This window comes from Sulfuricystis thermophila (genome assembly GCF_004323595.1).
In the GTDB taxonomy this organism is placed as follows: Bacteria; Pseudomonadota; Gammaproteobacteria; order Burkholderiales; family Rhodocyclaceae; genus Sulfuricystis; species Sulfuricystis thermophila.
In genome coordinates, this window is sequence record NZ_AP019373.1 from 2,401,366 (window position 1) to 2,427,124 (window position 25,759).

The following is a 25,759-nucleotide window of genomic DNA, read 5'->3' on the forward strand; positions in this document are numbered from 1 at the left end:
GCGGCGCCAACCGCCGACCCACTCGACCACCCAGCCCGCAATGGCCTCAAGGAGGCGGCGACGCGAGCAGTAAGCAGGGGCCCCGCATAGCGGGGATGCGCACGCCCGCGAGCGGCGCCAACCGCCGACCCACTCGACCACCCAGCCCGCAATGGCCCCAAGGAGGCGGCGACGCGAGCAGTAAGCAGGGGCCCCGCGTAGCGGGGATGCGCACGCCCGCGATAGCCTCAAGGAGGGGACCCTACGGATACTGAGGAAGCCCTGAGTTTCTCTTCGACGCTGCTTCGCATTTCGGCGGGCAGGTTGCCGGTCTCGCGCGCCTTGGCGAAGGCCACGCTGGCTTCTTCGCCACGGCCAGCCGCTTCGAGCGCCAGCCCCAAGCCGAACCACCAGCGCCCCTCGGTGGGACGTTGACGCAGCGCAGCCTGATAGTGCGGCACGGCCTCGGCCTGACGCTGCCGTTTCTGCAACAAGAAGGCAAACAAAGCCTGGAAGTCGGCATCGTTCGCCGCATGCGCCGCATGGCTTTCCAGCGTCTTCAGTGCGGCATCGCCATCGCCATGCTCATATTGGAGCCGGGCCAGGAGCGTTGCCCAAGGTGTGCGTGACGGTTCGAGCGACAAACCTTCCTGCGCCACCCGTTTCACTTCCTCCCACTGGCGCAGATTGGCCAGTACCGCGAGCAATGCCTGACGCGCCTTGGCGTGCTGCGGTTCGAACTCCAGCGCACGGCGCAGCGCAGGCAGTGCCGTGGCATGATCACCCTGGCTGGCTGCCTGCATGCCCTTGCGGTACTCCGCCTCGGCGAGTTCCAGCGTCGGCGCAGTTTTCGGTTGCTTGTCGATCCGTGCTTCACCCGTGGCTGGCGCGGTGGGCTTCGTCGCAACCGACTCGGTCGCTGGCGACGCCGGCCGGGCCTGCTCGGCGAACGGCGCGGATGACGGTGGTGTGATCGGCCTCGCTATAGGCGCGGGAACGGGTTTGTTCGATTTCTCGGCCGCTGCAGGCTTTGGATGTGCGGCCGGCGCAGGCGCGGCTTGTGGTGGCGGCGCCGTCACCTCGGCGGAGGTTGCCGCTGCCGCCGACGGCGGCGGGGCCGGTGCCGTGATGACCGGCGTTCCCGCTGGGGCCGCAGGAGGGACGGCAGATACTGGAGCGGACTGGGGCGGCGCGGCCTTCTCGGCATGGGTGACGGGCGGCGGGGCAGACGGGTTGGCAAAGAACCCGACCGTCGCCGCACCGACGATCAGACCAATGAGGAGCAGACCCCACGGCTGGGCCCTGCGCCGTGGTTCCGGGGGCAGGGTGCGCAGGCCGGCTGGCAGGCCGGCACGCTCGATGCTGCTGGCCTGACGGGCATCGAGATCGCGCAACATCTGGTTGATGATACTCATCCTGTCGTTCCTCCCTACCAGACCCACCAGGGCTTGTCGCGTGCCCCCTCGGTGTCGCGCGCCGCGGCTTTGATGTGGCGCGGCTCGACCTGCAGCCGGCCTTCACCAAAGGCCGCCAGGAGGGCCTTGTTGGCAAGAATGTTGATGAGCCGCGGCGTGCCGCCGGAACGATGATAGAGCGCCCGCACGGCACGGGGCGTAAACAGGGGCTCACCTCGGTAGCCCGCTGTCGCGAGACGCTGTTCGACATAGTGTTTCACTTCGTCGGCATCGAGATGCCGTAGGCGGCAAGAAAAGGCAATGCGCTGCTTGAGCTGCCGTGCCGAATGACGGGCGAGCATCTCGTCCAGCTCCGGCTGCCCGAACAAAACGATATGCAACAGCTTGCGTTTCTCGGTTTCGAGATTGGAGAGCAGACGCAGGCTCTCCAAGGTCACACGCGGCATGGTCTGCGCCTCGTCGATGCACAGCACCACCTTGCGCCCTGCGGCTGCGAGCTCGAGCAAACGCTGATTGATGCGCTTGACGAGGCGCACGATGTCCTTCGCCCCCTCGCCCGCCCGCAGTTCGTCGGCGATTTCGAGCAACAGCTCGCGGGGGTCCATCTGCGGATTGGGGATGTAGGCTGCCTGCCAATCGCCATCCAGTTCGTTCAGCAGGCTGCGGCACAACAGGGTCTTGCCAGTACCGACCTCGCCAACCACCTTGATGAATCCCTCGCCGCTCGCCAGAGCGAAATGCAGCAGGTTGATCCCTTCGCGGTAGCTGCGGCTCGTATAGGCGAACTCGGTATCGGGGGTGATGCCGAACGGCAGCTGGTTCAGGCCGAAGTGGGAAAGATAGACGCTCACTGCAAAGGCACGTCGAGAGGGGGCAGGTCGAAACTGCGTAGCCGCTCACCGCTTTGCCGCAAGTCATTCATCCAGTCCCGGTCGTCGCGGATGATGGTCGGCTTGAGGAGGATCACCAGCTCGCGTTTTTCCATGCTGCTGCCACGTTGTCCAAAGAGCACCCCGGCCGGAGAGGAAACGGTGCCTGGCAGCCCATTGCGATTGCTCGTCTGGCTGTGGGTCATCAGCCCGCCGATCGCGACGATGTTGCCATCCTGCACGCGCACGATGCTGTCGGTCTCATTGACGCTCGAGGTGGCGAGCGGCAAGCGATACGTCCCAAGCGAGCCGAGATCGACGATCTTCTCTTTCTCGGCGACCGCGCTGATCGCCGGGTGGATGTGCAGGATGATCTTGCCCTCTTCGTCGATCTGCGGTGTGACATCGAGCGAGATGCCAGAGAAATACGGCTGCAGCGTCAGATTCGGTGTCGAGGTCGTGCCGGCGGCAGTGCTGGTCGTCGTGGACGTCACGTTGGTGACGAACAGCTCATCGGTGCCGACTTTCAGCACGGCCTTCTGGTTGTTGAGCGTGGCGATGCGCGGGCTCGACAGCACCGAGACCTGGCCCTGGGTTTCCAGGAAGCTCAGCAGGGCGGCGAAATTGGCGGTCTGGAAGGCCAGCCCGACGAAGCCGTTGCCGAGCGCCGAAGCCGCCAGCGAGCCCGCCACGCCCGGCAGCGCCGTGAGGTCGTTGTTGGCGAGCGCGCTGCCGCTGCCGGTGGTGCCAAGCGTGGCGCCCGGCTGCAACACACCGAGGCTGGCGCGGTGATTGACGCCATTGAAAGAGGCCCAGTTGATACCGTTCTGGAAGCGCTCCGAGAGTTGCACTTCGAGGATCTTGGCCTCGAGCATCACCTGCCGTTCGACCATCACCTGTGTGGCTTTCAGATACTGCTCGACGGCGCGCAGTTCGGCGGGATAAGCGCGTACGACGACGACGCCGGACAGGCCATTGACCACCACGCTGCGTCCTTCGCCGCTGACGATGGTGGCCAGCGAGGTTTGCAGTTCACGCCAGAAATCGGTGTCGGAATTGGTCTGCACCCGGCTGGTGAGACTGCCTGTGGTCCGCGCCCCACCGCCGACGCTCTGGACGGGCGCAGGCGTCGCCGTCGAGGTTGGGCCGGTTTCGTTCGCGGCGATCGAGCTCGAGGTGACGCGCAGCTCGGTCGCGCCCTGACGGCGGCTGGCCAGATAATTCACCTGGAAGACGCGCGTCTGCAGGGTATTCGGCTGGATCGCGATGCGATTGCCCTTGATCGTGAATTCATAGCCGTAGAGATCGCGGATCGATTCGAGTGCTTCGCGCACCGTCACATCCTTCAGGTTGATCGTGATCGTACCGGTGACTTCGGGGCCGACCAGCATGTTGTAGCGTGTGCCACTGACGATCGCCATGAAGACCTGTGCCGCTGGTGCGTTGACGACGGAAAGATCGAAACGCGGCTCGGCCTGTTCCGCTTTCGGCAATTCGATGCTCAGGGGTGGCAACAAGGCTTTTTCCGTCACTTCTGCCGACTTGCGCTGGTTCAAGGCTTGTGTCAGCTCTTCACCCATACGTTCACGCACCAGATCGGGCCGCGCCGGCGGCGTCCCGCATGCTGCCAGCAACAGCGGCATGGCCATCAGCCAGCCGGTTCGCAGGATGGTCTGTTTCATCTTTTCCCCTTCCTCACAGCCTTCTTTTCGACACCCGGCGTCAAATACAGGGTCTCGATGCCCTGCGGTCCGCGCAGCACCACGGAATCCTCCCCGATGCGGATCAAGCGCGCCTCTCCAACCTTGCCTCCCAGCTCGATCACGACGCCGTTGATCAGCGCTGCCGGCTTGCCTGCCTTCCTGCGGATGATCGACTGCAGGCCGGTCGTGGGTTCGGGCATCGTGACTCCGGGTTGTGCAGCCAACCCCGTCTCGAACGGCGGCCGGGTCGGATCGGTACCTTGGGCCAACACGCCGGTACAGACCACGAACATCAGCATAGTGGGGATCAGACGACGAGCCATCGCGCATCCAGACTCAAGGTGTAGATCGTCACGGTCAATTCGCTGACCGGGTATTGCCTGACGATGAGGTTGATCTTGCCGCGCAGTATTTTCTGCGGGCTGGCATCGAGTTCGGCGACGTAGGCAAGCAGATCCTGATAGCCGCCGGCCAGCTTGATCTCGATGCCATGCTGATAGAGGTTCCCTTCCGGCGGCGCAGCCCCTTCCCGTGTCGCCGCCTTTTCGAGGAGTGGACGCGGCGGCAAGGTCTTCAGGCTGACCAGCGTCAGGCCGCGATGCCGGGCCAGCACCGTTTGCAGCAGGGCCGGCATGCGCTCGGGTGCGATCAGTGTATTGCCATAGCCTGCGATCTCGCGTTCGCTGAGTGCCAACTTTTCTTTCAGGCGTTGCAAAGCCGCGCGATTCGCGGCATCGGGATCACCGGCGCGCGCCGTGAGAGCGGTGACCTGTTCTTCCAGGCGGCTTTGCTCTTCTCGCTGCTGCGCGAGGGTGGCCTTGAGCTGTTTTGCCTGCAAAAGCGCCGGCTCGATCCACAAACCGTAGCCGCCGAAAAGCACCGCCACTGCCGCCGCTGCGGCGATCAGCGTCTTTTCGCGCGGCTGCAGTGCGGAAAAACGTGCGCTCCAGCCTTGCCAGCGCAACTGCAATGCACTCATCTCCGGCCTCCGTCACCGGCAGGAATCGCAGCATCCTCGCGCTTGACCGGTATCAGGGTGAACTCATGGAAAGGCGGCAGGCGCGGCGTTGTTGCGGTACCTGCGCTGACTGCTTCCTGCTTGCCTTCCACGACGTTGAGGGCGGCAAAGGCCTGGCCGCGCATCGCCGGCTCGCGATTCAGGCGCCGGATATATTCGGGCAGCAGGGCTGGGTCGGTCGTCCGGCCACGGATTTCCATGTCGTTGCTGGTCGCATCCCATGCGAAACCGGTGATCCACACGCCGGGCATCGTCAAGTTCGCCAGAGCGCGCAATGAGTCGGCGAATGCCGGCGCATCCCTCGCCAGTCTCTCGCGCAGGATCTGCAGCACGATGCCGCGCGTTTCAACGAGCTGGCGAAGAGCCGCCAGCTCCTGTTCGAGACGGACATCGGGTTTCCGTTCCGCGACTTGCTTGCCGAGCGCCTGCACTTGGCTGCGCAGCTCTTGCAATCGCGCATCTCCTGCCGACGCCTGGGCACGCAATTCCGACAAGCCGCTGCGCGCGACGATTCCGGCAGTAGCGACGATCGCCAGCATTGCAAAGGCACCGAGCACCACGTTGGCGAGCGACAGCCAGTCGCGTTTTTTTCGCAGGGCGGGGTCGTAGAGATTGATCTGCCCGGCCATGTGTCACTCTCTGAGCGCGGCACCGAGCGCTAGGCAGGCTTCCGCCTGGATCATCGGATCGGTCAGATGGGGCGTCTTCGCGAAGTCCATCACTTCGGCGAGATTCGCCTCCGCCACCGGCAGAGACAGATTGGCGCGCAGATAAGGAACGAAAGCGTCCGCATTCCCCTGCGGCATCGGCCCGATGAGGAGGCGCGCCACATTGATCGCACCGTAGTTGCGGTCGAAACTGTCGAGCGAGCGCTGGATATCGAGCAGCACCCGCTCGTGAAGCGTTTCCGCCTGGGCATCGGCGAGCTCTGCAGTACCGACATCGATGTGGCGTGTCATGTAGAGCTCGCCGTGAAACGTGATGACGAGCCGGCCGCCATGTCGATCGAAGAACAACAGCGCCACTCCGCGGTTTGGCTCTTCGAACAGCGCAGCCAGGTTGCGCTGGGCCAGCTCGGGGATGTCGATCGCGGCAAGCGTAACCTTCGCTTCCTGGAAGTCCCAGATGATCGGCTGCAACACCTCGTGGTTGGCGAGCACGACCCAAACCTGGGGGGGACGATTGCCAACCGGAGGAATGTCGAGCAGATCGATACCGGCACGCTCGACGGGAAAATCGACCATCTCTTTCACTCGCCAGCGCAATGCCTCGCGCAGCTCATCACGGGTCATGCTCGCTGCGTTGGCGGGCAATTCGACTTGCAGCAGCTGGTATTGGCCTTCGGCAAGAAGCGTGACACATTGCTGACGATCGAGACGATGCAAACGTTGCAGACGCTTGAGCGTCTCGCTGACACTGCCTTCACGGGCATAGCTCTCGCACGTCAGCACCATGGGCTTACTCCCACCGCGTTCGATTGACGCGATGGTCACACGCCCGGCACCGCAATCCACTGCCGTCCACGCCTTTCCGCTCGACCTTTTACCCTCCGCTGCCATATCCGGGTCCACCCTACCGTGTTGCCGGAGTCTAGCGATTCGCGTTGGCGCAGCAATGACTGATTAGAGGCGAAAAACCTGGTTAGTTGCAGCAGGGTGCCGTGCCGGTGTCGCCTGCGGCCGCTACGCCCCCCGCCTGCTGCGGGCCCCCTCCGCTGCGATTGGCTTCATCACCGACTTTGAGCTCATTTGAACGCGATGATCGGCTGATCGACCGAGAGACTCTCCCCCGGCTTGGCGAGCAAGGCCTCGACGACGCAATCGCGCTCGGCTTTCAGCACGTTCTCCATTTTCATCGCTTCGATCTTCGCCAGCACCTCGCCAGCCTTGACCTCCTGGCCGGGGACGACGGCGATGTGGGTGAGCAGCCCCGGCATCGGCGAGAGCAGGAACTTGCTCATGTCGGGCGGCGCCTTCTTCGGCATCAGCGTCGAAAGATGCGCCGCGCGCTGGGTGAGCACCGTCAGATCGGCCTGCTTGCCCCAATGGAACAGGCGATATTTGAGGCCGCGTCGTTCCACCTGCATGCAGAAGGGTTCGTCGTTGAACGTGCCGCGATAGAGCGGCTCGCCGAAGCGCCAATCGCTACGGATCGCGTAGGTCTCGCCATCGAGCCGCACATCCCAGCCTCCTGGCGCAGCATGCACACTGACCGGGTAATCGCCGCCGTCGGCAAGACGTACGACGAACTCCGATCCCGGCCGGTATTCATGCCCTGGCATTTGCCCCGAAATCCGCGCATTGCGTTCCTGATGCTGGCGGTGCATCGCGGCGGCGACGGCGATCAGAAGCGCCGGATCGTCGTGCGGCACCATCGATGCGTCGAAGCCTTTCGGATACGACTCGGCGATCAGTCCAGTGCTGAACTGGCCGGAAATGAAGCGCGGATGCTGCATCAGCGCAGCCTGGAAGGCGATGTTCGATGCCACGCCGCGGATCACGAAGGCATTGAGCGCCTCGCGCATCTTGGCGATCGCCCCGTCGCGCGTCGGCGCATGGGTGATGAGTTTCGCGATCATCGAGTCATAGAACATCGAAATCTCGCCGCCCTCATAGACGCCGGTATCGACCCGCACCCCATTGCCCTCGGCAGGCGGGATGAACTTCACCAGCCGCCCGGTCGAGGGCAGGAAGCCGCGGAAAGGGTCCTCGGCATTGATGCGGCACTCGATCGCCCAGCCGTCGAGTTTGACGTCCTCCTGCCGGAAAGGCAGTTTCTCGCCGGCAGCGACACGGATCATCAGCTCGACGAGATCGAGGCCGGTGATGCATTCGGTGACCGGATGCTCGACCTGCAGCCGCGTGTTCATCTCGAGGAAGTAAAAGCTCTTGTCCTTGCCATTGACGACGAACTCGACGGTGCCGGCCGACTGGTAATCGACGGCACGCGCCAGAGCCACCGCCTGCTCGCCCATCGCGCGGCGCGTTTCCGGATCGAGGAAGGGCGAGGGCGCCTCCTCGATCACTTTTTGATGACGGCGCTGGATCGAACATTCACGCTCATGGAGGTAGACGACGTTGCCGTGGGCATCGCCGAGCACCTGGATCTCGATGTGGCGCGGCTCCTCGACGTATTTTTCGATGAAGACGCGATCGTCGCCAAAGGCGTTCTTCGCCTCGGTCTTGCACGAAGCAAAACCCTCGTGCGCCTCCTTGTCGTTCCAGGCGACACGCAGCCCTTTGCCGCCGCCGCCGGCCGATGCCTTGATCATCACCGGATAGCCGATCTTGCGCGCGATCTCGACGGCCTCCTCAGGCGTGTCGATGGCGTCGTTGTAGCCGGGAATGGTGTTGACCTTTGCTGAGATCGCGAGCTTCTTCGATTCGATCTTGTCGCCCATTTTCGCCACGGACTCGTGTTTGGGGCCGATGAAGACGATGCCTGCCTCCTCCAGCCGGCGCGAGAACTCGGCGTTTTCCGACAGGAAGCCGTAACCCGGATGCACCGCTTCCGCGCCCGTTTGCTTGCAGGCGGCGATGATCTTGTCCATCACCAGGTAGCTGTCTTTCGATGGTGCCGGGCCGATGCACACGGCTTCGTCAGCCAGCTCCACATGCAGCGCGTCGCGGTCCGCCTCGGAATACACCGCGACGGTGGCAATGCCCATCTTGCGGCAGGTTTTGATGACACGGCAGGCGATCTCGCCTCGGTTGGCAATGAGAATTTTCTTGAACATGACCGGTTTCCTTACAGCGGAATGTTGCCGTGCTTGCGCCACGGGTTGGCAATATTCTTGTTCCTGAGCATCACCAACGAGCGACAGATGCGCTTTCTCGTCTCGTGCGGCTGGATGACGTCGTCGATGAAGCCGCGCGCGCCGGCAACGAAAGGATTGGCGAACTTGGCCTTGTATTCGGCTTCGCGGGCTGCCACCTTGACCGGATCGTTCTTTTCCTCGCGGAAGATGATCTCCACCGCCCCTTTCGGCCCCATCACGGCGATCTCGGCCGAAGGCCAGGCAAAGTTCACATCGCCACGCAGGTGTTTCGACGCCATCACGTCGTAAGCCCCACCGTAGGCTTTGCGGGTGATCACGGTGATCTTCGGCACCGTGCATTCGGCATAGGCATAGAGCAGCTTCGCGCCGTGCTTGATGATGCCGCCGTATTCCTGTGCCGTCCCCGGCATGAAGCCCGGCACATCGACGAAGGTGACGATCGGAATGTTGAAGGCATCACAAAAACGCACGAAGCGCGCTGCCTTGATCGAGCTCTTGATGTCGAGACAACCCGCCAGCACCATCGGCTGGTTGGCGACGATGCCGACGGTCTGCCCTTCCATGCGCGCGAAACCGATGACGATGTTCTTGGCGTGATCCGGTTGCAGCTCGAAAAAGTCGGCCTCATCGACGACCTTGATGATCAGCTCCTTGATGTCATAGGGCTTGTTCGGGTTGTCCGGCACCAGTGTGTCGAGACTCATGTCGATGCGATCGGCCGGGTCACTGGTCGGCCGGATCGGCGGTTTCTCACGGTTGTTCAAGGGCAGGTAGTTGAAGAAGCGACGCAGGAGGATCAGTGCCTCGACGTCGTTTTCGAAGGCGAGATCGGCAACACCCGATTTCGTCGTGTGCGTCACGGCACCGCCCAGCTCCTCGGCCGTCACCTCTTCGTGCGTGACCGTCTTCACCACGTCGGGGCCTGTCACGAACATGTAGGAGCTGTCCTTGACCATGAAGATGAAGTCGGTCATCGCCGGCGAATACACCGCTCCGCCGGCGCAGGGACCCATGATGAGTGAAATCTGCGGGATCACGCCGGAAGCAAGCACGTTTCTCTGGAACACCTCGGCATAACCGCCCAAGGCCGCCACGCCTTCTTGGATGCGTGCCCCGCCGGAGTCGTTGAGCCCGATCACCGGGGCACCGACCTGCATCGCCTTGTCCATGACCTTACAGATCTTCTCGGCGTGCGCTTCCGACAAAGCGCCGCCGAAGACGGTGAAATCCTGCGAAAAAACGAACACCATGCGGCCGTTGATGGTGCCGTAGCCGGTCACCACGCCATCGGAAGGAATCTTGGTCTGCTCCATGCCGAAGTCGGTGCAGCGGTGTTCCTTGAACATATCCCACTCTTCGAAGGTGCCGTCGTCGAGCAGGAGCTCGATGCGCTCGCGTGCGGTGAGCTTGCCTTTGGCGTGCTGGGCGTCGATGCGTTTCAGTCCGCCGCCAAGGCGCGCCAGCTCGCGTTTTCTTTCCAGTTCTTCAATGATCTCGTGCATGGACGTTCTCCTAAAAATACCGATTCAGCAGATTCAAGAGCCGCTGCGCGGCTGCCGTGGGGGAGGTTTCACCCTTCTGAACCGCACGGGTCAGATCGGGCAGCGTTGCCCTCACGGCGGGGTGGGATTGAAAGCGTTGGCGCAGGCTGACATCGATCAGCTGCCACATCCAGTCCAGCGACTGGCGGCGGCGTTTTTCGGCCAGCGCCCCCGAGTCGGTCACGATCTGGCGATACTCCTGCAATGTTGCCCACACCGCTGCGATGCCCGTGCCCTGCAGGGCGCTGATCTGCAAGACGCGCGGCTGCCAGTTCGCTGTCGCCGGGCTGAGCATGGCGAGCACCGAGCGCATTTGGATGGCCGCACGTTCCGCCGCAGCAGCATCCAAATCGACTTTGTTGTATATGATGAGATCGGCGAGCTCGATGATGCCCTTCTTGATCGCCTGCAAATCGTCGCCAGCGTTCGGCAACTGCAGCAGGACGAAGACGTCGGTCATGCCTGCCACCTCGGTTTCCGACTGGCCGACGCCGACGGTTTCGACGATCACGACATCGAAGCCGGCCGCCTCGCAAAGGAGCATGGCCTCGCGCGTCTTCGCCGCCACGCCGCCCAAGGCTCCGGCAGCGGGCGAAGGGCGAATGAAAGCGGCTTCGTTCTGGCTCAAGCGCTCCATGCGCGTCTTGTCTCCCAGAATCGAGCCGCCGCTACGCTTCGAGGAGGGATCGACGGCGAGCACCGCGACCTTCAGTCCCTGCTCGATGAGATAAAGACCAAACGCTTCGATGAAGGTGGATTTACCGGCCCCGGGCACACCGGTGATGCCGATACGCAAGCTGTTTCCCGTCTGCGGCAACAAAGCATCCAGCACCGCTGCAGCGCGCTCCTGATGATCGGGGCGCGTCGACTCGATCAGGGTGATGGCTTTGGCAAGCGCGCGGCGTTGGCCGGCGAGCACGCCTGCGATCAGTGCTTGATCTTCAGGGGCGAGCCGGTCGATGTCAGACAATCTCGAAACTCCGTCCGTCCGGCAGTCGATAACGCTCGAAATCGCGTCGATCGAGCGTCATGATGCAGTTGATGCCCGTATCGACGGCGAGCCAGTAGAGCGACGCATCGGCAAGGTCCATTTCTCTCTTGCCGGGCTCGGTGTAGGTTCGCATCCAGCCGAGCATGTCTTCGAGATGGGCGGTATCGAAAGGGTAGAGCTGGACGCCGCCCAGAGTGACGAACTCGATGAGGTCGTAGCGCTCGGGCGGCTCGAGCAAGTAAGCGGCTTCGACGATGCATGGCCAGGTGGTGATGAAGCGCAGCCCCTCGGCATCGGCGGCCAGCATCCTCGCGCGATACTCGTCGTGGTGGCGGTCTTTGCGGCCGAACAGAGCGACCAGCGGACCGGTATCAATCAGAATGCTTCGCACGCAGGAGCGCCTTGAACTTCTCGCCGCTGTTTTCGGAATACTCGGTCTGCGGCTCATTGACCGCGTAGGGCTGGCGTTCGATGATTTGGCGATACACGGCCGATGGGCTCTTCATGCCGAGCATGCGCTCCAGCGCATCCTTGACGACTTCGGACTTGGTGATACCGCGCCGTCGGGCTTCCTGCTCGACGCGACTTTCCAACAAAGGATCGAGACGGACGGAAAGGGCCATGATGGAAACCTCCTGAGGTGAAATACCGTATTACGGTATCACAGCCATGCGGTCGGTTCAAGCGTTCCGTGGCAAATGCGCCGCCCGGATCGCGCGCAGCACTTCGCCAGCACACTGCGGGATCGGCGTGCCAGGGCCAAAGATGCCTTTGGCGCCGGCGGCGTAGAGCGCCTCGTAGTCCTGCGCCGGGATCACGCCGCCGACGAAGACGACGATGTCGTCCGCACCCTGTGCCTTGAGCGCTTCGATGAGCTGCGGTACCAGTGTCTTGTGACCGGCGGCGAGGGTCGAGACGCCCACGGCATGCACGTCGTTTTCGATCGCCTGACGTGCGGCCTCCTCGGGGGTTTGGAACAGCGGACCGATGTCGACGTCGAAGCCGAGATCGGCGAAGGCCGTGGCCACCACTTTCGCGCCGCGGTCGTGACCGTCCTGGCCGAGCTTGGCGATCATGATGCGCGGTCGGCGGCCCTCGGCGGCGGCGAATTCTTCGACCTCTTCACGCACCTCGTCGAGACCCGGCGTACTGCCGAATGCCGACGAATAAACACCGGAAACGACCTGGTGCGTCGCGCGATGTCGGCCCCAAACCTTTTCCAGCGCATCGGAAATCTCACCGACCGTGGCGCGCAAGCGCGCCGCCTTGATCGAAAGATCGAGCAGATTGCCCGTTCCCGTCCTCGCCGCCTCGGTCAGTGCATCGAGCGCTGCTGCAACCTTCGCATTGTCGCGGCGGGCGCGAATCTCCTTGAGCCGCGCGATCTGCGCTTCGCGCACCGCATGGTTGTCGACTTCGAGGATGTCGACCGAAACTTCCTTGTCGAGCCGGTATTTGTTGACGCCGACGATCACATCCTGGCCCGAATCGATGCGCGCCTGCTTTTCCGCCGCGCACTTCTCGATCTGCAGCTTGGCCCAGCCGGTCTCCACCGCATGAGTCATGCCGCCCATCGCCTCGACCTCTTCGATGATGCTCCACGCCTTGTCGGCCATCTCCTGCGTGAGCTTTTCCATCATGTAGCTGCCGCCCCACGGATCGATGACATTCGTGATGTGGGTTTCTTCCTGGATCAGGATCTGCGTATTCCGGGCGATACGCGCCGAAAACTCGGTGGGCAGCGCGATCGCCTCATCGAACGCATTGGTGTGCAGCGACTGCGTGCCACCGAACACGGCGGCGAGCGCCTCGATCGTCGTGCGCACGATGTTGTTGTAGGGATCCTGCTCGGTGAGACTCCAGCCGGAAGTCTGACAATGGGTACGCAGCATCAACGATTTCGGATTCTTCGCGCCGAAGTCTTTCATGATGCGCCACCACAGGAGACGAGCGGCCCTGAGCTTCGCGATCTCCAGATAAAAATTCATGCCGATGCCGAAGAAGAACGACAGCCGCCCGGCGAAGGCATCGACATCCAAGCCCCGCTTCATCGCGGTGCGCACGTATTCCATGCCGTCGGCCAGCGTGAAGGCGAGCTCCAGCGCTTGTGTGGCGCCGGCTTCCTGGATGTGATAGCCGGAGATCGAGATCGAGTTGAACTTCGGCATCTTCTCCGCCGTGTAGGCGATGATGTCGGCGATGATGCGCATCGACGGTTCCGGCGGATAGATGTAGGTGTTCCTGACCATGAACTCTTTGAGGATGTCGTTCTGGATCGTGCCGGAGAGCTTGTCCTGACCAACCCCCTGCTCCTCGGCGGCGACCACGTAGCCGGCCAGCACCGGCAGCACCGCGCCGTTCATCGTCATCGACACCGAGACCTTGTCGAGCGGGATGCCATCGAAGAGAATCTTCATGTCCTCGACCGAATCGATCGCGACACCGGCTTTGCCGACATCGCCGACGACACGCGGATGATCGGAGTCGTAACCACGGTGCGTGGCCAGATCGAAGGCCACCGAGACGCCCTGCGCGCCGGAGGCCAGCGCTTTGCGGTAGAAGGCGTTCGATTCCTCGGCGGTGGAGAAACCGGCGTATTGGCGGATCGTCCACGGCCGCGCGGCGTACATCGTCGCCTGCGGGCCGCGCACGAAGGGCTCGAAGCCGGGCAGCGTGTCGGCAAACGGCAAGCCATCCGTATCGGCCTTCGTATAGAGCGGCTTCACGGTCAAGCCCTCGGGCGTCGTCCAGGAAAGCTTCGTCACATCGCCCTCGGGCGCAGATTTCGCGGCCACCTTGGCCCAGACATCCAGGCCGGGAATCGTCACTTGCGGATATTGGCTCATGGTTTCCACTCCCGCCGGCTCGACTCACCACATCGGCCGGCCGTTCGTTTTTTGTGAAATGAACGCGAATGATAGCAACGCCCGGGCCCACCGACTAAGCCGCGGCCTTCGATGGTGTATGCTTGCCATCCTGCTAAAACCGAAAAGGGGAGGAATCATGCCGAAATCCAAAAGCTGGCAGTTGCAGCCGGGCGTCGAGATCGACGACAAGACCGCCGCAGATGTCGCCAAGATCGCCCTGGCGCTCAAGTCGCTCGCGCTCTACGCTTCCCTGGCCATAAACCAGGACGAATGCCCGGAAGACCTGCGCAAGGTGGTCGATGAAGGCGTCGCCGCGATCGACCGTGTTTTCATCGAGGAATAAGGAGCTTACTCAATGGCACATATCGTCATTCTCGGCGGCGGCATCGGCGGCATGACGGCCGCTTACGACATGAAGGAACAGGTCGGCCCCAATGACAAGGTCACGGTCGTCAGCGAACATCCCTACTTCCAGTTCACGCCCTCCAATCCCTGGGTGGCGGTGAATTGGCGCACACGCGAGGACATCACCTTCGAACTGGCTCCTTATCTCGCTCGCAAAGGGATCGACTGCATCGCCAAGGCGGCGAAAAAGGTTCATCCGGCCGAGAACCGCATCGAGCTGATCGACGGCACCTTCGTCGATTACGATTTCCTGATCATCGCCACCGGTCCGAAGCTGGCCTTCGACGAAGTCGAGGGGCTGGGCCCGGAAAAGTTCACCCATTCGGTCTGCGCCGTCGATCATGCCGTCAAATCCGGCCAGGCATGGGAGAAATTCGTTGCCGATCCGGGCCCCATCGTCGTCGGCGCGGTGCAGGGTGCTTCCTGCTACGGCCCAGCCTACGAGTACGCGATGATCATGGATACCGACCTGCGTCGCCGCAAGATCCGCAGCAAAGTGCCGATGACCTTCGTCACCGCTGAACCTTATGTCGGCCATCTCGGCCTGGGCGGCGTCGGCGACTCGAAGGGCATGATCGAGTCGATTCTGCGTGACAGGCACATCAAGTGGATCTGCAATGCCAAGGTCACCAAAGTCGAGGCAGGCAAGATGTACGTCGCCGAGCACAACGACGATGGCAGCGTAAAGAAGGAGCACGAACTGCCCTTCAAGTATTCGATGATGCTGCCAGCCTTCAAAGGTGTCGATGCGGTATTCGGCATCGAGGGGCTCTCCAACCCGCGCGGCTTCATCATCATCGATGAATTCCAGCGCAATCCGAAATACAAGAACATCTATTCGGTCGGTGTCTGCGTCGCGATTCCGCCCGTCGAAGCCACACCGATCCCGGTCGGCACACCAAAGACCGGCTACATGATCGAATCGATGGTCACCGCCACCGTCCACAACATCCGCCTGGCGATGGACGGTAAGGAGCCCGATCACAAGGCGACCTGGAATGCGGTCTGTCTCGCCGACTTCGGCGACGAAGGCGCAGCCTTCGTCGCCATTCCGCAGATCCCGCCACGCAACGTGAGCTGGTTCAAGAAAGGCAAGTGGGTGCATTACGCCAAGGTCGGCTACGAGAAATACTTCCTCAACAAGATCAAGAAGGGGAATACCGAGCCGTTCTACGAGCGTTATGTCCTCAAGCTGATCGGCGTCACCCGGTTGCACAAGTAAGTTTGGCAACAGCAGACATCCTCACCGAGCGTGACGGTGCCATCCTCGCCGTCACGCTCTTCAATCCCGACAAGTTCAATGCGCTGAATGCGGCGATGTGGCGGCGGCTGGCAGAGGTCTTCAGCGCCGCCACTGCCGACGATGCGCTGCGCTGCGTGGTTCTGCGCGGCGCTGGCTCCGCTTTCGCCGCCGGCGGCGATCTCGACGAAATGCACTCGCTGCGCGCGACGGTGGAGGGCGCACTGGCCTATCACCATCAGGTCGCCGAGGCGCTCACGGCCATCCGCCGCTGCCGTCATCCGGTCGTGGCGCAGATCGCCGGCCCGTGTGTCGGCGGTGGTCTGGAAATCGCCTGCGCCTGCGACCTGCGCATCGCCGGAGAATCGGCGCGGCTCGGCGCGCCGATCAACAAGCTGGGATTCTCGATGTATCCCGACGAGCTGGCTAGCCTGCTCGAACTCGCCGGGGAGGCGGTGGTCAAGGAAATGTTGCTCGAAGGGCGGCTGCTGACGGCCCGCGAAGCCTACGAAAAAGGTTTGGTCACACGCGTCGTCGCCGATGAGGCGTTGGCAACCGAAACACAGGCCACTGTGGCGCGGATCGCCGCGGGCGCGCCGCTGGTCGCGCGTTGGCACAAGCAATGGATTGCGCGACTGATGACCGGCACACCTTTGACAGAGGAAGAAAAACGGGCATCCTTCGCATTTCTGGATACGGCGGACTACTGGGAAGGCATGACCGCCTTCCGCGAAAAACGTCCGTCGCGCTTCACCGGACGATAGTCGAGGAGTCTTTGATGTCTCACCGATGGGCTGCACTGGCAGCGGCTTTACTGATCTGCGGCATCTCGATGCCGGCCACTTCTGCTCAAAACCCCAAAGTCGGCGCTGGCAGGACGGCACCCAGCGCGCAGAATCGCCTCGTCATCCAGATCAACGAGGACGACGGCAAGAAATGGATGGCGGTGCTCGCCAACATCAGGAACATTCAGGCCGAGCTGGGAAAGAAGAATGTCGCCATCGCCGTCGTCGCCATTGGCAGCGGCCTCGGCATGCTGAAGGCCGATTCGGTGGCGGCCAACGACGTGCTGGATGCCATCGCCGCCGGCGTCGAGTTCATTGCTTGCGGTAACTCGATGCAGGTGCAACATCTCACCGCCGACGATCTCGTCGAGGGCGTCAAAATCGCCAAGGCCGGTTATGTCGAGATCATGAAGCGCCAGCAGGCCGGCTGGATCTATCTGCGCCCATGATCGACTGGAACGCCATCGACACCGTCCTGCTCGACATGGACGGCACCCTGCTCGATCTCCATTTCGACAACCATTTCTGGCAAGCCCATGTGCCGCTGCGTTATGCAGAAGCGAAAGGGCTGCCGCTCGATGCGGCGCGCGAGGCGCTGATGGCACGCTATTCAGCCCGCGCCGGCACACTCGACTGGTATTCGGTCGACTACTGGGAAACCGAGCTGGAGCTCGACATCATGGCGCTCAAGGCGGAAGTGGCCCATCTGATTGCCGTGCATCCGTCGGTCGTCGCTTTCCTCGCCCGGCTGCGAGAGCTGGGCAAACGCGTCGTCCTGGCGACCAATGCCCATCACAAGAGCATCACGCTGAAGATGGCGAAAACCGGGCTCGAACCGCATTTCGATGCGATCGTCTCCGCCCACGCGCTCGGTTTCGCCAAAGAACAGCGTGGCTTCTGGGAAAAGTTGCGCGCCATCGAACCCTTCGCTCCCGAACGCACCCTGCTCGTCGACGACAGCCTGCCGGTGCTCGATGCGGCGCGCGCTTACGGCATCCGGCATCTGATCTCGGTGCGCAGGCCCGATACGAAGCAGCCGCCGAAAGACACGCGCGATTATCTGGCGATTGACAGCTTCGAGGAATTGCTTACATAATGAGAACAATTCTCAAATAAGCAGTTCACGATCTTGTCCTCTTCTTCTCTGCGGCCTCCCCATACCTTTCCCCTCGCCGGCCCCCTGTTGCGCGGCAGCCGCTGTCCGCGCGTGGCGATCATTGGCCAGGCGCGCGCAGGCAAGAGCCGCATCTTCCGCGCCGCTTCGAGCACGGCCGTGCGTCACGAGCGACTGGCGGGCGTCGGCCCGGCCTACGAGGAGTGCCTCGTCGATGTCGGCCTCGACCAGATTTCGCTCGTCGATCTGCCGCCCGTCGAAACCTTTCACACCCTGTCGAACGACACGGCGGTGATCCTCAAATACCTGCTGTGGGGCGACCGCTGGCCGGCGATCGCCCGGCATGAGGCCCACCAGCCGGCACAATCCTTCGCCGCGCCGGACGTCTTGCTGTTGGTGATGGATGCCACGGCGTTGGAGCGCGACCTGGAACTCGCGCTGGAGCTCGCGCAGATCGGCAAACCCATGGTCGTCGCGTTGAACCGCATGGATGAAGCGCGCGCCAAGCGCATGTTCATCAATGTCGGTGCATTGGCCGAGAAGCTCGGCGCACCGGTCGTGCCGACCGTCGCCCACATGGGGCTGGGACTTGCAGATTTGTTTTCCACCGTCGTGCGCGCCGCGCGTGAAAAACGCGCCCCGACACCACAACCGCCGTCACCCTACATTGCGGCCCATCTGGCGCCCATCGCCGAGATCGCCAGAGACCCCGGCGTGGTCGATGCCTTCGCGGTGCCGGCCAGTTTCCTCGCCCTGCAACTGGCCGAGAACGACGATTATTTCGCCCAGGAACTGCGCTGCCATTTCCCGAAGCTCCATCAGTCCCTGCTCGCAGCGCGCGAGGCCGCCGATGCGGTACTGCCGCGTCCCTTGGGCGAGGAGATCCATGCCGACCGGCATCACCGTGCCGCGCTGCTCTTCGAGGCCGTCTCGCGGCCGGGTGGCGGCGAGAAGCTGCCCGCCTGGCAACGCTGGCTGGACGAGCTCTTTCTGCATCCACGCTGGGGCTTCGCCGGCACGCTGGCGGTGTTTGCGCTGGTGCTGTTCTTCGTCTTCGAAGTCAGCAGCTGGCTCGATAGTCACACCGTCGCGCGGCTGATCGCCTGGGCCGAACCCTGGCAGCCGACCGATCTTGCCGGCGTCATCCTGCGCGCGGTGGCAGACGGCCTGATCGGACTCGCCGGCATCGTCATTCCCTACATGATCCCACTCGTGCTGCTGCTCGCTTTTCTCGAAGAGTCGGGCATCATGCACCGCGTCGCCTTCGTCGTCGATCGCGGCTTTCACCAGCTGGGGCTGCACGGCGGCGTGGCGCTGCCGTTTTTGATGGGCTTGGGCTGCAACGTGCCGGCGCTCGCCGCCACGGCGGCCGTCACCCACGGCCGCGACCGCACCGTCGCGGCGCTGTTGATCACCTTCCTGCCCTGTTCGGCACGCTCGGCGATCATCCTCGCGTTGGGCGGCAAGTATCTCGGCGGCTTCGGGGTGTTTGCGCTGTTCATGCTGGCCCCCATCGTCGTCAGCCTGATCGGCAAGCTGCTCAAACATCGCTACCCGGAAACCACGCCGGGCATGATCCAGCACATCCCGCCCTATGCGCTGCCCGGAATACGCCGGCTCGCGTGGCTCACCTGGGACAGAAGTCGCGACATCGTCACCATCGTGCTGCCCCTGCTCGTCATCGGCAGCGTCGTGCTCGCATTGCTCGCGCACTTTGGCATGGATCGCTGGATCAACCTCGCCTTGACCCCGATCACCCACTGGTGGCTGGGGCTGCCCGTGGTGCTCGGCGTGCCGATCCTGTTCGGGGTCCTACGCAAGGAGCTGTCGCTGTTGATGGTGTTCCAGGCACTCGGCACGCAGGAACTCGCCGGCGTGCTCGACACGACGCAGATCGCCACCTTCCTCGCCTTCCTCACTTTCTACGTGCCTTGCGTCTCGACTTTTGCGATGATGCTCAAGCTGCTCGGCAAGCGCGAGGCATTCTTCTCGGTCGCGCTGTCGATCGGCGCGGCATTGGCGGTGGCCATGGCAGTGCGGCTGCCGCTGGAACTGATCGACTGGGTTTTCTGACGGCGCTGGCGTTCAGCTGATCAGTGCCAATACCAGCGGCGTGGTCACCGACGACAGCAGCGTCGAGAGCACCAGGCCGGCAGCGACCGGTCCCTGTAGGCTGCGGAACTGCTGCGCCATCACATAGACGTTGATGCCCATCGCCAGCGAAGCGAGCAGCGTCACCACCCGGGTTTCCAGCGGCGGCAGGCCGAGTGCGCGCGCCAGCAGCCAGACGACGAGCGGTTGCACGGCGAGCTTGATGGCGCAGATCGCCAGACTCTGGTTCAGCCCCTCGCGGATGCGGTAGGCGGCGAGCCCCATGCCCAGTGCGACGAGCGAAAACGGCACGGCGCCCTGGCCGAGCATCTCCAGCGGCACGTCGATGAACGCGGGTAGCGGGATGCCGGCAAAGCCCCACAGCGTGCCGGCGAGAATCGAGGCGACGATCGGGTTGGTGAGCACGCCGCGCGCGGTCTTGCCGAAGCCATGCAGGGAAAAATCGCCATGGCGCGCCCATTCGACCGAGACGGTGACGAGCGTCCAGAGGATCAAGGCGTTGAAGACGATGACCAGCGACACCGCAGGCAAGGCGGCATCGCCGAGCGTGGTCTTGGCGATCGCGATGCCGAGCATCACGTTGTTGGAGAACACGCCGCCGAGCGCGAACACCGACTGCGCGATGCCGTCGAGCCGAAAGACGAAAAGCGCAACCAACCGGCCAATCACGAAGACGACCAGACAGCCGCCAAAGAAGGCCGCGAGCAGGCGCAGATCGACCGCCGGCAAGCGCGAGAAACCGCTCATCATGCGGAACAGCAGTGCCGGCAGGGCCACGGCATACGCGAAGCGGCCAAGCGCCTCGCCGACCGAATCCGGCCAGCGCCTAGAGCGCGCCAGCAGATAGCCCAGCAGCACCAGCAGGAACAGCGGGCTGGCGAGCGAAAAATGCTGAAGAAAGCCGGACATGTGCCGTCCTAATAGTCATGGTTCAGAAACTAGCCCTGCGGATGAAACCGGTGGGCCGTGAGGCGATTTGTGAGCGCATGTCGGCGGCCGTGGGTGAAGGGCGCGGATAAGGCAGCCACTTGTCTGAGCGGAGCGAGTTGTGGCTGCCCCGCGCCCAAACCCTACCGGCCGCCCTATGCGCGAACCATGAGCCGAACGGCCCACCGGTTTTCATCTCCAGTTCTGTTTCACGCTAAACCTCGACGGCGGGACGGCAACTGCCGTCCCGCCAGCGCCGACTTTTACTCACCCAACGCCGCAATCACCTCGGGAGGAGCTTGGACGAGCTCAATCAACACGCCCTCGCCGGCGATCGGGAACTCCTCGCTCGCCTTCGGATGTAGAAAGCAGATGTCGTAACCCGCTGCGCCCTTGCGGATGCCGCCCGGTGCGAAACGCACGCCCTGCGCCGTGAGCCATTCGACCGCCTTCGGCAGGTCATCGATCCACAGGCCGACATGGTTGAGTGGCGTCGTGTGCACCGCCGGCTTCTTTTCCGGGTCGAGCGGCTGCATCAAATCCACTTCGACCTTGTGCGCGCCCTGGCCGATCGCGCAGATGTCTTCATCGACGTTCTCGCGCTCGGAAACGAAGTTGCCGGTCACCGCGAGGCCGAGCATGTCGACCCACAGCCGGCGCAGCTTCTCTTTCGACGGCCCGCCGATGGCGATCTGCTGGATGCCCAGCACCCTGAATGGTCTGGTCATTGTTTTCTCCCTCTGACGAATAGAACGATGCCGATGACGATCATCGGCAAGGACAGCCACTGCCCCATGCTGACGACGTAGGAAACGCCGAAGATGCCATGATCCGGCTCGCGGAAATATTCCCCACACCAGCGCGCCACGCCATAGCCGATCAAAAACAGTGCCGAGACCTGCCCGCGCGGCCGCTGTCGCGACGAAAACCACCACAAGAGCGCCCACAGCAGCAGGCCTTCGCCGCAGGCCTGATAGAGCTGCGAGGGATGGCGCGGCAGACCATCGACCTGCGGAAAGACCATCGCCCACGGCAGATCGGGCGAAGCGACGCGGCCCCATAGCTCGCCGTTGATGAAGTTGCCGATGCGTCCGAGCCCCAGCCCGATCGGCACCAGCGGCGCGATGAAATCGGTGAGCTGCCAGAAGCCCAAGCCATGTTTTCTTGCATAGAGCCCGACGGCGACGAGCACGCCGAGAAAGCCGCCATGGAAGCTCATGCCGCCCTTCCAGACCGCAAAGATTTCCAGCGGATGCGCGAAGTAGTAGGCCGGCTCGTAGAACAGCACCTGGCCGAGCCGACCGCCGATCACCACGCCGAGCACACCGTAGAACAGCAGATCGTCGATGTGCTGCGGTGTGAGGCCATGCCAGGGCTGCAGCAGCGCGCGACGTTTGCCGAGCACGAGGAAGGCGAGGAAGGCAGCGAGATACATCAACCCATACCAGCGCACGGCGAGCGGGCCAAGACTAACGGCGACGGGATCGAACTGCGGGTGGATGAGCATGGGCAGGCGGCAAGGGCTAAACTAACGAAACGCATTCTACGTTGCCAGCAAAGGAGTCCTCGATGCCCGTCTATCGTTCCCATACCTCGACCCATGGCCGCAACATGGCCGGCGCGCGTGCGCTCTGGCGCGCCACCGGCATGAAGGATGGCGACTTCGACAAACCGATCATCGCCGTCGTCAATTCCTTCACCCAGTTCGTGCCGGGGCATGTGCATCTGAAGGACATGGGCCAACTCGTCGCCCGTCAGATCGAGGCAGCCGGGGGCGTCGCGAAGGAATTCAACACCATCGCCATCGACGATGGCATCGCGATGGGCCACGGCGGCATGCTCTATAGCCTTCCCAGCCGCGATCTGATCGCCGATTCGGTCGAATACATGTGCAATGCGCATACCGTCGATGCGATGGTCTGCATTTCGAACTGCGACAAGATCACCCCGGGCATGCTGATGGCGGCCCTGCGCCTCAACATTCCCGCCGTGTTCGTTTCCGGCGGGCCGATGGAGGCCGGCAAGGTGCGCTGGCATGGCGAGACGCGCAAGGTCGATCTGATCGATGCGATGATCGAGGCCGCCGACCCGAAGAATTCCGACCGGGAAGTGGCAGCGATGGAGCGCTCGGCCTGCCCGACCTGCGGCTCCTGCTCGGGCATGTTCACCGCCAATTCGATGAACTGCCTGGCGGAAGCCCTGGGGCTGGCGCTGCCCGGCAACGGCACGCTGGTGGCGACGCATGCCGACCGCGAAAAGCTGTTCGTCAAGGCAGGCGCCTTGATCGTGGCGCTCGCCAAACGCTATTACGAACACGACGACGCCAGCGTGCTGCCGCGTTCGATCGCCAACTTCCAGGCCTTCGAGAACGCGATGAGCCTCGACATCGCGATGGGCGGCTCGACCAACACCGTGCTGCATCTGCTCGCCTGCGCGCAGGAAGCCGGGGTGAATTTCACGATGGCCGACATCGACCGGCTGTCGCGCAAGGTGCCAAACCTCTGCAAGGTCGCGCCCTCGACGCAGAAATACCACATGGAAGACGTGCATCGCGCCGGCGGCATCATGGCCATCCTCGGCGAGCTCGAGCGCGCCGGCCTGATCCACCGCGACTGCCCGACCGTGCTCTATCCTTCGATGGGCGAGCAGATCGATCTGTGCGACGTGCGCCGCAATGCCGACAAAAAGGTGCATGAGTTCTACCGCGCCGCGCCCGGTGGCGTGCCGACACAGGTCGCCTTCTCGCAATCGCGCCGCTATCCGACGCTCGATCTCGACCGAGAAAACGGCTGCATCCGCGATATCGAGCACGCCTACTCGAAAGACGGGGGGCTCGCGGTGCTGTTCGGCAACATCGCCGAGAAGGGCTGCATCGTCAAGACCGCCGGCGTCGATGAATCGATCCTCAAATTCACCGGCCGCGCCCGCGTCTGCGAATCGCAGGAAGAGGCGGTGGAGAAAATTCTCGGCGGCCAGATTCAACCCGGCGACGTGGTGGTGATTCGCTATGAAGGCCCGAAGGGCGGTCCAGGCATGCAGGAGATGCTTTATCCCACCTCGTATCTGAAGTCGATGGGCCTGGGCAAGCAATGCGCATTGCTCACTGACGGGCGTTTCTCCGGCGGCACCTCTGGCTTGTCGATTGGCCATGTCTCTCCGGAAGCGGCCGCCGGCGGGGCGATCGCGCTGGTCGAAGAAGGCGACACGATCGAGATCGACATCCCCAACCGCCGCATCGAACTCAAAGTCGACAAGTCGGCGCTGGCGAGACGGCACGCCGCGATGCTCGCGAAAGGGGAACGCGCCTGGAAACCGGCCAAACGCGAACGTGCGGTCTCGAATGCGCTCAAGGTCTATGCGGCGATGGCGACCTCGGCCGATACCGGTGCCGTGCGCGACGTGTCACGATTGCAACATTGAGTTATTTGGGAGGCAACCAATGGCGCTACCGCAACGTCGCGATGATCGGCATTACACCTATGCCGATTACCTCACCTGGGATGACGATCTGCGCTGGGAGCTGATCGATGGCCGGGCGTTCGCGATGGCGCCAGCGCCATCATTGCGTCACCAAGATTACGCCGGACGTATCTATGCCCAGGCTTTGTCTGCCTTGCGCGGCAAGCCCTGTCGGGTCTTCATCGCACCGGTCGATGTGCGCCTGCCCAAGCCTGGCCAAAGCGTCGAAAAGACCGATACCGTTGTCCAGCCGGACGTGCTGGCCGTCTGCGATCCGGCCAAGCTCGACGAAAAAGGCGTGACCGGCGCCCCCGACTGGGTCGTCGAAGTGCTCTCACCGACGACCGCTTCGCATGACAACATCCTCAAGCGCCGCGTCTATGAGGAGGCCGGCGTGCGTGAATACTGGCTCGTGCATCCCGACGATCGGCTGGTGTTCATCTACCGGCTCATCGATGGCGCTTACGGCAAGCCGGAGATTCAGGACTTGACGGGCACGACGCCCATCGCTGCGCTTCCGGACGTCATCATCGACTGGGACGCGATCGTCGGCGCTTTTCCGCAGGCAGCATCGCCGTGAGTGAATTTCAGGCGCTCTTCTCCGGCCGGCTGTGGTCGGTGATGTCCTGGGAGCAGCTCGATGCCTTCTGGAAGCGCATCGATCCGGCGGCAGGATGGTATGTCTATGCCGTCGGCGAGCCGCCGCCGACCGAACCCGCTTCGGCCGAGGCAGTCGCCGCGTTCATCGAAAAGATCGACGCGCTGCTGCGCCGCGAACATCATCACGACTATTGCGGCATCGTCTATGCCGATCAACTCGATGCGCCGAGCTTCGTGAAGATCTTCGACCCGAACAATCTCGGCGTATCCTGCGGCTTTTCTGACAACCCGCCGCTGCCCGGCTGGATCCTCTGTCGGGTGCCACCAGAGGATCTGCGGCCCGCCGCGCCCTTGCCCGAGGGCCGCAAGCGCTGGTGGCGCGCACTCTTTGGCTGATTTTCGAAGGGGAGAAACGATGGCAACTGCAATCAAGAAAAAACCCGCGGCGAAAAAACCTGCCGCACGGCGAGCCAAACCGCAAGACACCGGACAAGTGCTCACCGAGCTCAAACAGCTCGCCAAAGAGCTCAACCAGGCTGCCAAGGGGCTCTCCAAACGCACGGCGGGCAATCCCAAGGAAGTCGCGGGGATTCTCGGCAGCGTCGAGCGCATGACTGCCGACGCCGCCACCAAGTCGCTCGCCGAGGCCGAAGCGGCCAAGCAGCTCGTCAAGGAGGCCCAAACCTCGTTGGGCCGGGACTGGAGCCGCAGGGAACTCGAAGAAAAACTCGCCGGCATCAGCGGTCATCTGACCAACATCATCGTCGCACAGGAATTCCAGGATCTGGCCGGCCAGGCCCTGCGCAAGGCGATGAAGGCGCTGGTCGGCGCGATCATCGTCATCGAGGGTGGCGGCCCCACCGAGGAACAGCGTCTTTCGCAAAAGGACGTCGATAGCCTGCTCAAAGACCTGATGCCTTGATCTTTATCCGAGTAATTTGATCGGGTATGATTGG

At 63.1% G+C, this 25,759-nt stretch carries 26 protein-coding genes; 10 read left to right on the forward strand and 16 right to left on the reverse strand.

The window, feature by feature from the left end:
• Positions 1 to 227 precede the first annotated feature (227 nt).
• The 13 genes from M52SOB_RS13970 to scpA form a co-directional block, all read right to left on the reverse strand.
• Positions 228 to 1,394, reverse strand: coding sequence for a tetratricopeptide repeat protein (locus M52SOB_RS13970; RefSeq protein ID WP_172601836.1), 1,167 nt, complete (start codon positions 1,392 to 1,394; stop codon positions 228 to 230).
• A 14-nt stretch (positions 1,395 to 1,408) separates the two neighbouring features.
• Positions 1,409 to 2,245, reverse strand: a complete 837-nt coding sequence (locus tag M52SOB_RS12135; protein WP_131112045.1) for an ExeA family protein — start codon at positions 2,243 to 2,245, stop codon at positions 1,409 to 1,411.
• Positions 2,242 to 3,945, reverse strand: a complete 1,704-nt coding sequence (locus M52SOB_RS12140) for a secretin N-terminal domain-containing protein (protein WP_284155104.1) — start codon at positions 3,943 to 3,945, stop codon at positions 2,242 to 2,244. Before M52SOB_RS12140 ends, M52SOB_RS12135 begins: the two co-directional genes overlap by 4 nt.
• Positions 3,942 to 4,265, reverse strand: coding sequence for a hypothetical protein (locus tag M52SOB_RS12145; RefSeq protein WP_131112046.1), 324 nt, complete (start codon positions 4,263 to 4,265; stop codon positions 3,942 to 3,944). The genes M52SOB_RS12140 and M52SOB_RS12145 overlap by 4 nt, the downstream gene beginning before the upstream one ends.
• Positions 4,266 to 4,273: 8 nt before the next feature.
• A complete protein-coding gene (locus M52SOB_RS12150) occupies positions 4,274 to 4,945 on the reverse strand; it encodes a type II secretion system protein GspM (RefSeq protein WP_131112047.1) in 672 nt (223 codons plus the stop codon).
• Entirely contained in the window at positions 4,942 to 5,613 is a 672-nt protein-coding gene (locus M52SOB_RS12155; RefSeq protein ID WP_131112048.1) for a PilN domain-containing protein, read from the reverse strand. The genes M52SOB_RS12150 and M52SOB_RS12155 overlap by 4 nt, the downstream gene beginning before the upstream one ends.
• Positions 5,614 to 5,616: 3 nt before the next feature.
• Positions 5,617 to 6,438, reverse strand: coding sequence for a type IV pilus biogenesis protein PilM (locus tag M52SOB_RS12160; RefSeq protein WP_131112049.1), 822 nt, complete (start codon positions 6,436 to 6,438; stop codon positions 5,617 to 5,619).
• Between the two features lie 290 nt (positions 6,439 to 6,728).
• Positions 6,729 to 8,720: an acetyl-CoA carboxylase biotin carboxylase subunit gene (gene accC, locus M52SOB_RS12165; protein WP_131112050.1), complete on the reverse strand. Its 1,992-nt coding sequence runs from the start codon at positions 8,718 to 8,720 to the stop codon at positions 6,729 to 6,731.
• A gap of 11 nt (positions 8,721 to 8,731) precedes the next feature.
• Entirely contained in the window at positions 8,732 to 10,264 is a 1,533-nt protein-coding gene (locus M52SOB_RS12170; RefSeq protein ID WP_131112051.1) for an acyl-CoA carboxylase subunit beta, read from the reverse strand.
• A gap of 10 nt (positions 10,265 to 10,274) precedes the next feature.
• On the reverse strand, positions 10,275 to 11,273 hold the full coding sequence (gene meaB / locus M52SOB_RS12175) for a methylmalonyl Co-A mutase-associated GTPase MeaB (protein ID WP_131112052.1): 999 nt from the start codon (positions 11,271 to 11,273) through the stop codon (positions 10,275 to 10,277).
• Positions 11,266 to 11,685 carry a type II toxin-antitoxin system VapC family toxin gene (locus M52SOB_RS12180; RefSeq protein WP_172601837.1) on the reverse strand — a complete coding sequence of 140 codons (420 nt, stop codon included), beginning with the start codon at positions 11,683 to 11,685 and terminating at the stop codon, positions 11,266 to 11,268. Before M52SOB_RS12180 ends, meaB begins: the two co-directional genes overlap by 8 nt.
• Positions 11,666 to 11,917 carry a ribbon-helix-helix domain-containing protein gene (locus M52SOB_RS12185; RefSeq protein WP_131112054.1) on the reverse strand — a complete coding sequence of 84 codons (252 nt, stop codon included), beginning with the start codon at positions 11,915 to 11,917 and terminating at the stop codon, positions 11,666 to 11,668. Before M52SOB_RS12185 ends, M52SOB_RS12180 begins: the two co-directional genes overlap by 20 nt.
• A gap of 57 nt (positions 11,918 to 11,974) precedes the next feature.
• Positions 11,975 to 14,140, reverse strand: a complete 2,166-nt coding sequence (gene scpA, locus M52SOB_RS12190; RefSeq protein ID WP_131112055.1) for a methylmalonyl-CoA mutase — start codon at positions 14,138 to 14,140, stop codon at positions 11,975 to 11,977.
• Between the two features lie 157 nt (positions 14,141 to 14,297).
• Here scpA and M52SOB_RS12195 point away from each other — a divergent pair, with 157 nt between their 5' ends.
• From M52SOB_RS12195 to M52SOB_RS12220, 6 genes are read left to right on the forward strand one after another with little or no spacing between them, the layout of a single operon-like run.
• Positions 14,298 to 14,504 carry a hypothetical protein gene (locus M52SOB_RS12195; RefSeq protein WP_131112056.1) on the forward strand — a complete coding sequence of 69 codons (207 nt, stop codon included), beginning with the start codon at positions 14,298 to 14,300 and terminating at the stop codon, positions 14,502 to 14,504.
• A gap of 12 nt (positions 14,505 to 14,516) precedes the next feature.
• Positions 14,517 to 15,788, forward strand: coding sequence for an NAD(P)/FAD-dependent oxidoreductase (locus tag M52SOB_RS12200; RefSeq protein ID WP_131112057.1), 1,272 nt, complete (start codon positions 14,517 to 14,519; stop codon positions 15,786 to 15,788).
• Positions 15,789 to 15,790: 2 nt separating this feature from the next.
• Entirely contained in the window at positions 15,791 to 16,570 is a 780-nt protein-coding gene (locus tag M52SOB_RS12205) for an enoyl-CoA hydratase/isomerase family protein (protein ID WP_131112058.1), read from the forward strand.
• A gap of 14 nt (positions 16,571 to 16,584) precedes the next feature.
• The gene (locus M52SOB_RS12210) at positions 16,585 to 17,040 is read left to right on the forward strand and encodes a DsrE family protein (RefSeq protein WP_131112059.1); all 456 of its coding nucleotides are present in this window, start codon (positions 16,585 to 16,587) and stop codon (positions 17,038 to 17,040) included.
• Complete coding sequence (yrfG, locus tag M52SOB_RS12215) at positions 17,037 to 17,687, forward strand: GMP/IMP nucleotidase (protein WP_131112060.1); 651 nt, start codon at positions 17,037 to 17,039, stop codon at positions 17,685 to 17,687. The genes M52SOB_RS12210 and yrfG overlap by 4 nt, the downstream gene beginning before the upstream one ends.
• A gap of 33 nt (positions 17,688 to 17,720) precedes the next feature.
• Complete coding sequence (locus M52SOB_RS12220; RefSeq protein WP_284155105.1) at positions 17,721 to 19,778, forward strand: ferrous iron transporter B; 2,058 nt, start codon at positions 17,721 to 17,723, stop codon at positions 19,776 to 19,778.
• Between the two features lie 12 nt (positions 19,779 to 19,790).
• Here M52SOB_RS12220 and M52SOB_RS12225 read toward each other — a convergent pair whose 3' ends face one another.
• The 3 genes from M52SOB_RS12225 to lgt form a co-directional block, all read right to left on the reverse strand.
• Complete coding sequence (locus tag M52SOB_RS12225; RefSeq protein ID WP_131112061.1) at positions 19,791 to 20,726, reverse strand: AEC family transporter; 936 nt, start codon at positions 20,724 to 20,726, stop codon at positions 19,791 to 19,793.
• A gap of 281 nt (positions 20,727 to 21,007) precedes the next feature.
• Entirely contained in the window at positions 21,008 to 21,472 is a 465-nt protein-coding gene (locus M52SOB_RS12230) for a VOC family protein (RefSeq protein ID WP_131112062.1), read from the reverse strand.
• Positions 21,469 to 22,251: a prolipoprotein diacylglyceryl transferase gene (gene lgt / locus M52SOB_RS12235; RefSeq protein ID WP_131112063.1), complete on the reverse strand. Its 783-nt coding sequence runs from the start codon at positions 22,249 to 22,251 to the stop codon at positions 21,469 to 21,471. The genes M52SOB_RS12230 and lgt overlap by 4 nt, the downstream gene beginning before the upstream one ends.
• A 62-nt stretch (positions 22,252 to 22,313) precedes the next feature.
• On the opposite strand from lgt, the gene ilvD reads away from it, so the two are divergent.
• From ilvD to M52SOB_RS12255, 4 genes are read left to right on the forward strand one after another with little or no spacing between them, the layout of a single operon-like run.
• Positions 22,314 to 24,164, forward strand: coding sequence for a dihydroxy-acid dehydratase (gene ilvD, locus M52SOB_RS12240; RefSeq protein WP_131112064.1), 1,851 nt, complete (start codon positions 22,314 to 22,316; stop codon positions 24,162 to 24,164).
• Between the two features lie 19 nt (positions 24,165 to 24,183).
• On the forward strand, positions 24,184 to 24,783 hold the full coding sequence (locus M52SOB_RS12245) for a Uma2 family endonuclease (RefSeq protein WP_131112065.1): 600 nt from the start codon (positions 24,184 to 24,186) through the stop codon (positions 24,781 to 24,783).
• Positions 24,780 to 25,199, forward strand: coding sequence for a hypothetical protein (locus tag M52SOB_RS12250; protein WP_284155106.1), 420 nt, complete (start codon positions 24,780 to 24,782; stop codon positions 25,197 to 25,199). Before M52SOB_RS12245 ends, M52SOB_RS12250 begins: the two co-directional genes overlap by 4 nt.
• A 19-nt stretch (positions 25,200 to 25,218) precedes the next feature.
• Complete coding sequence (locus tag M52SOB_RS12255; protein ID WP_131112067.1) at positions 25,219 to 25,725, forward strand: hypothetical protein; 507 nt, start codon at positions 25,219 to 25,221, stop codon at positions 25,723 to 25,725.
• Positions 25,726 to 25,759 lie beyond the last annotated feature (34 nt).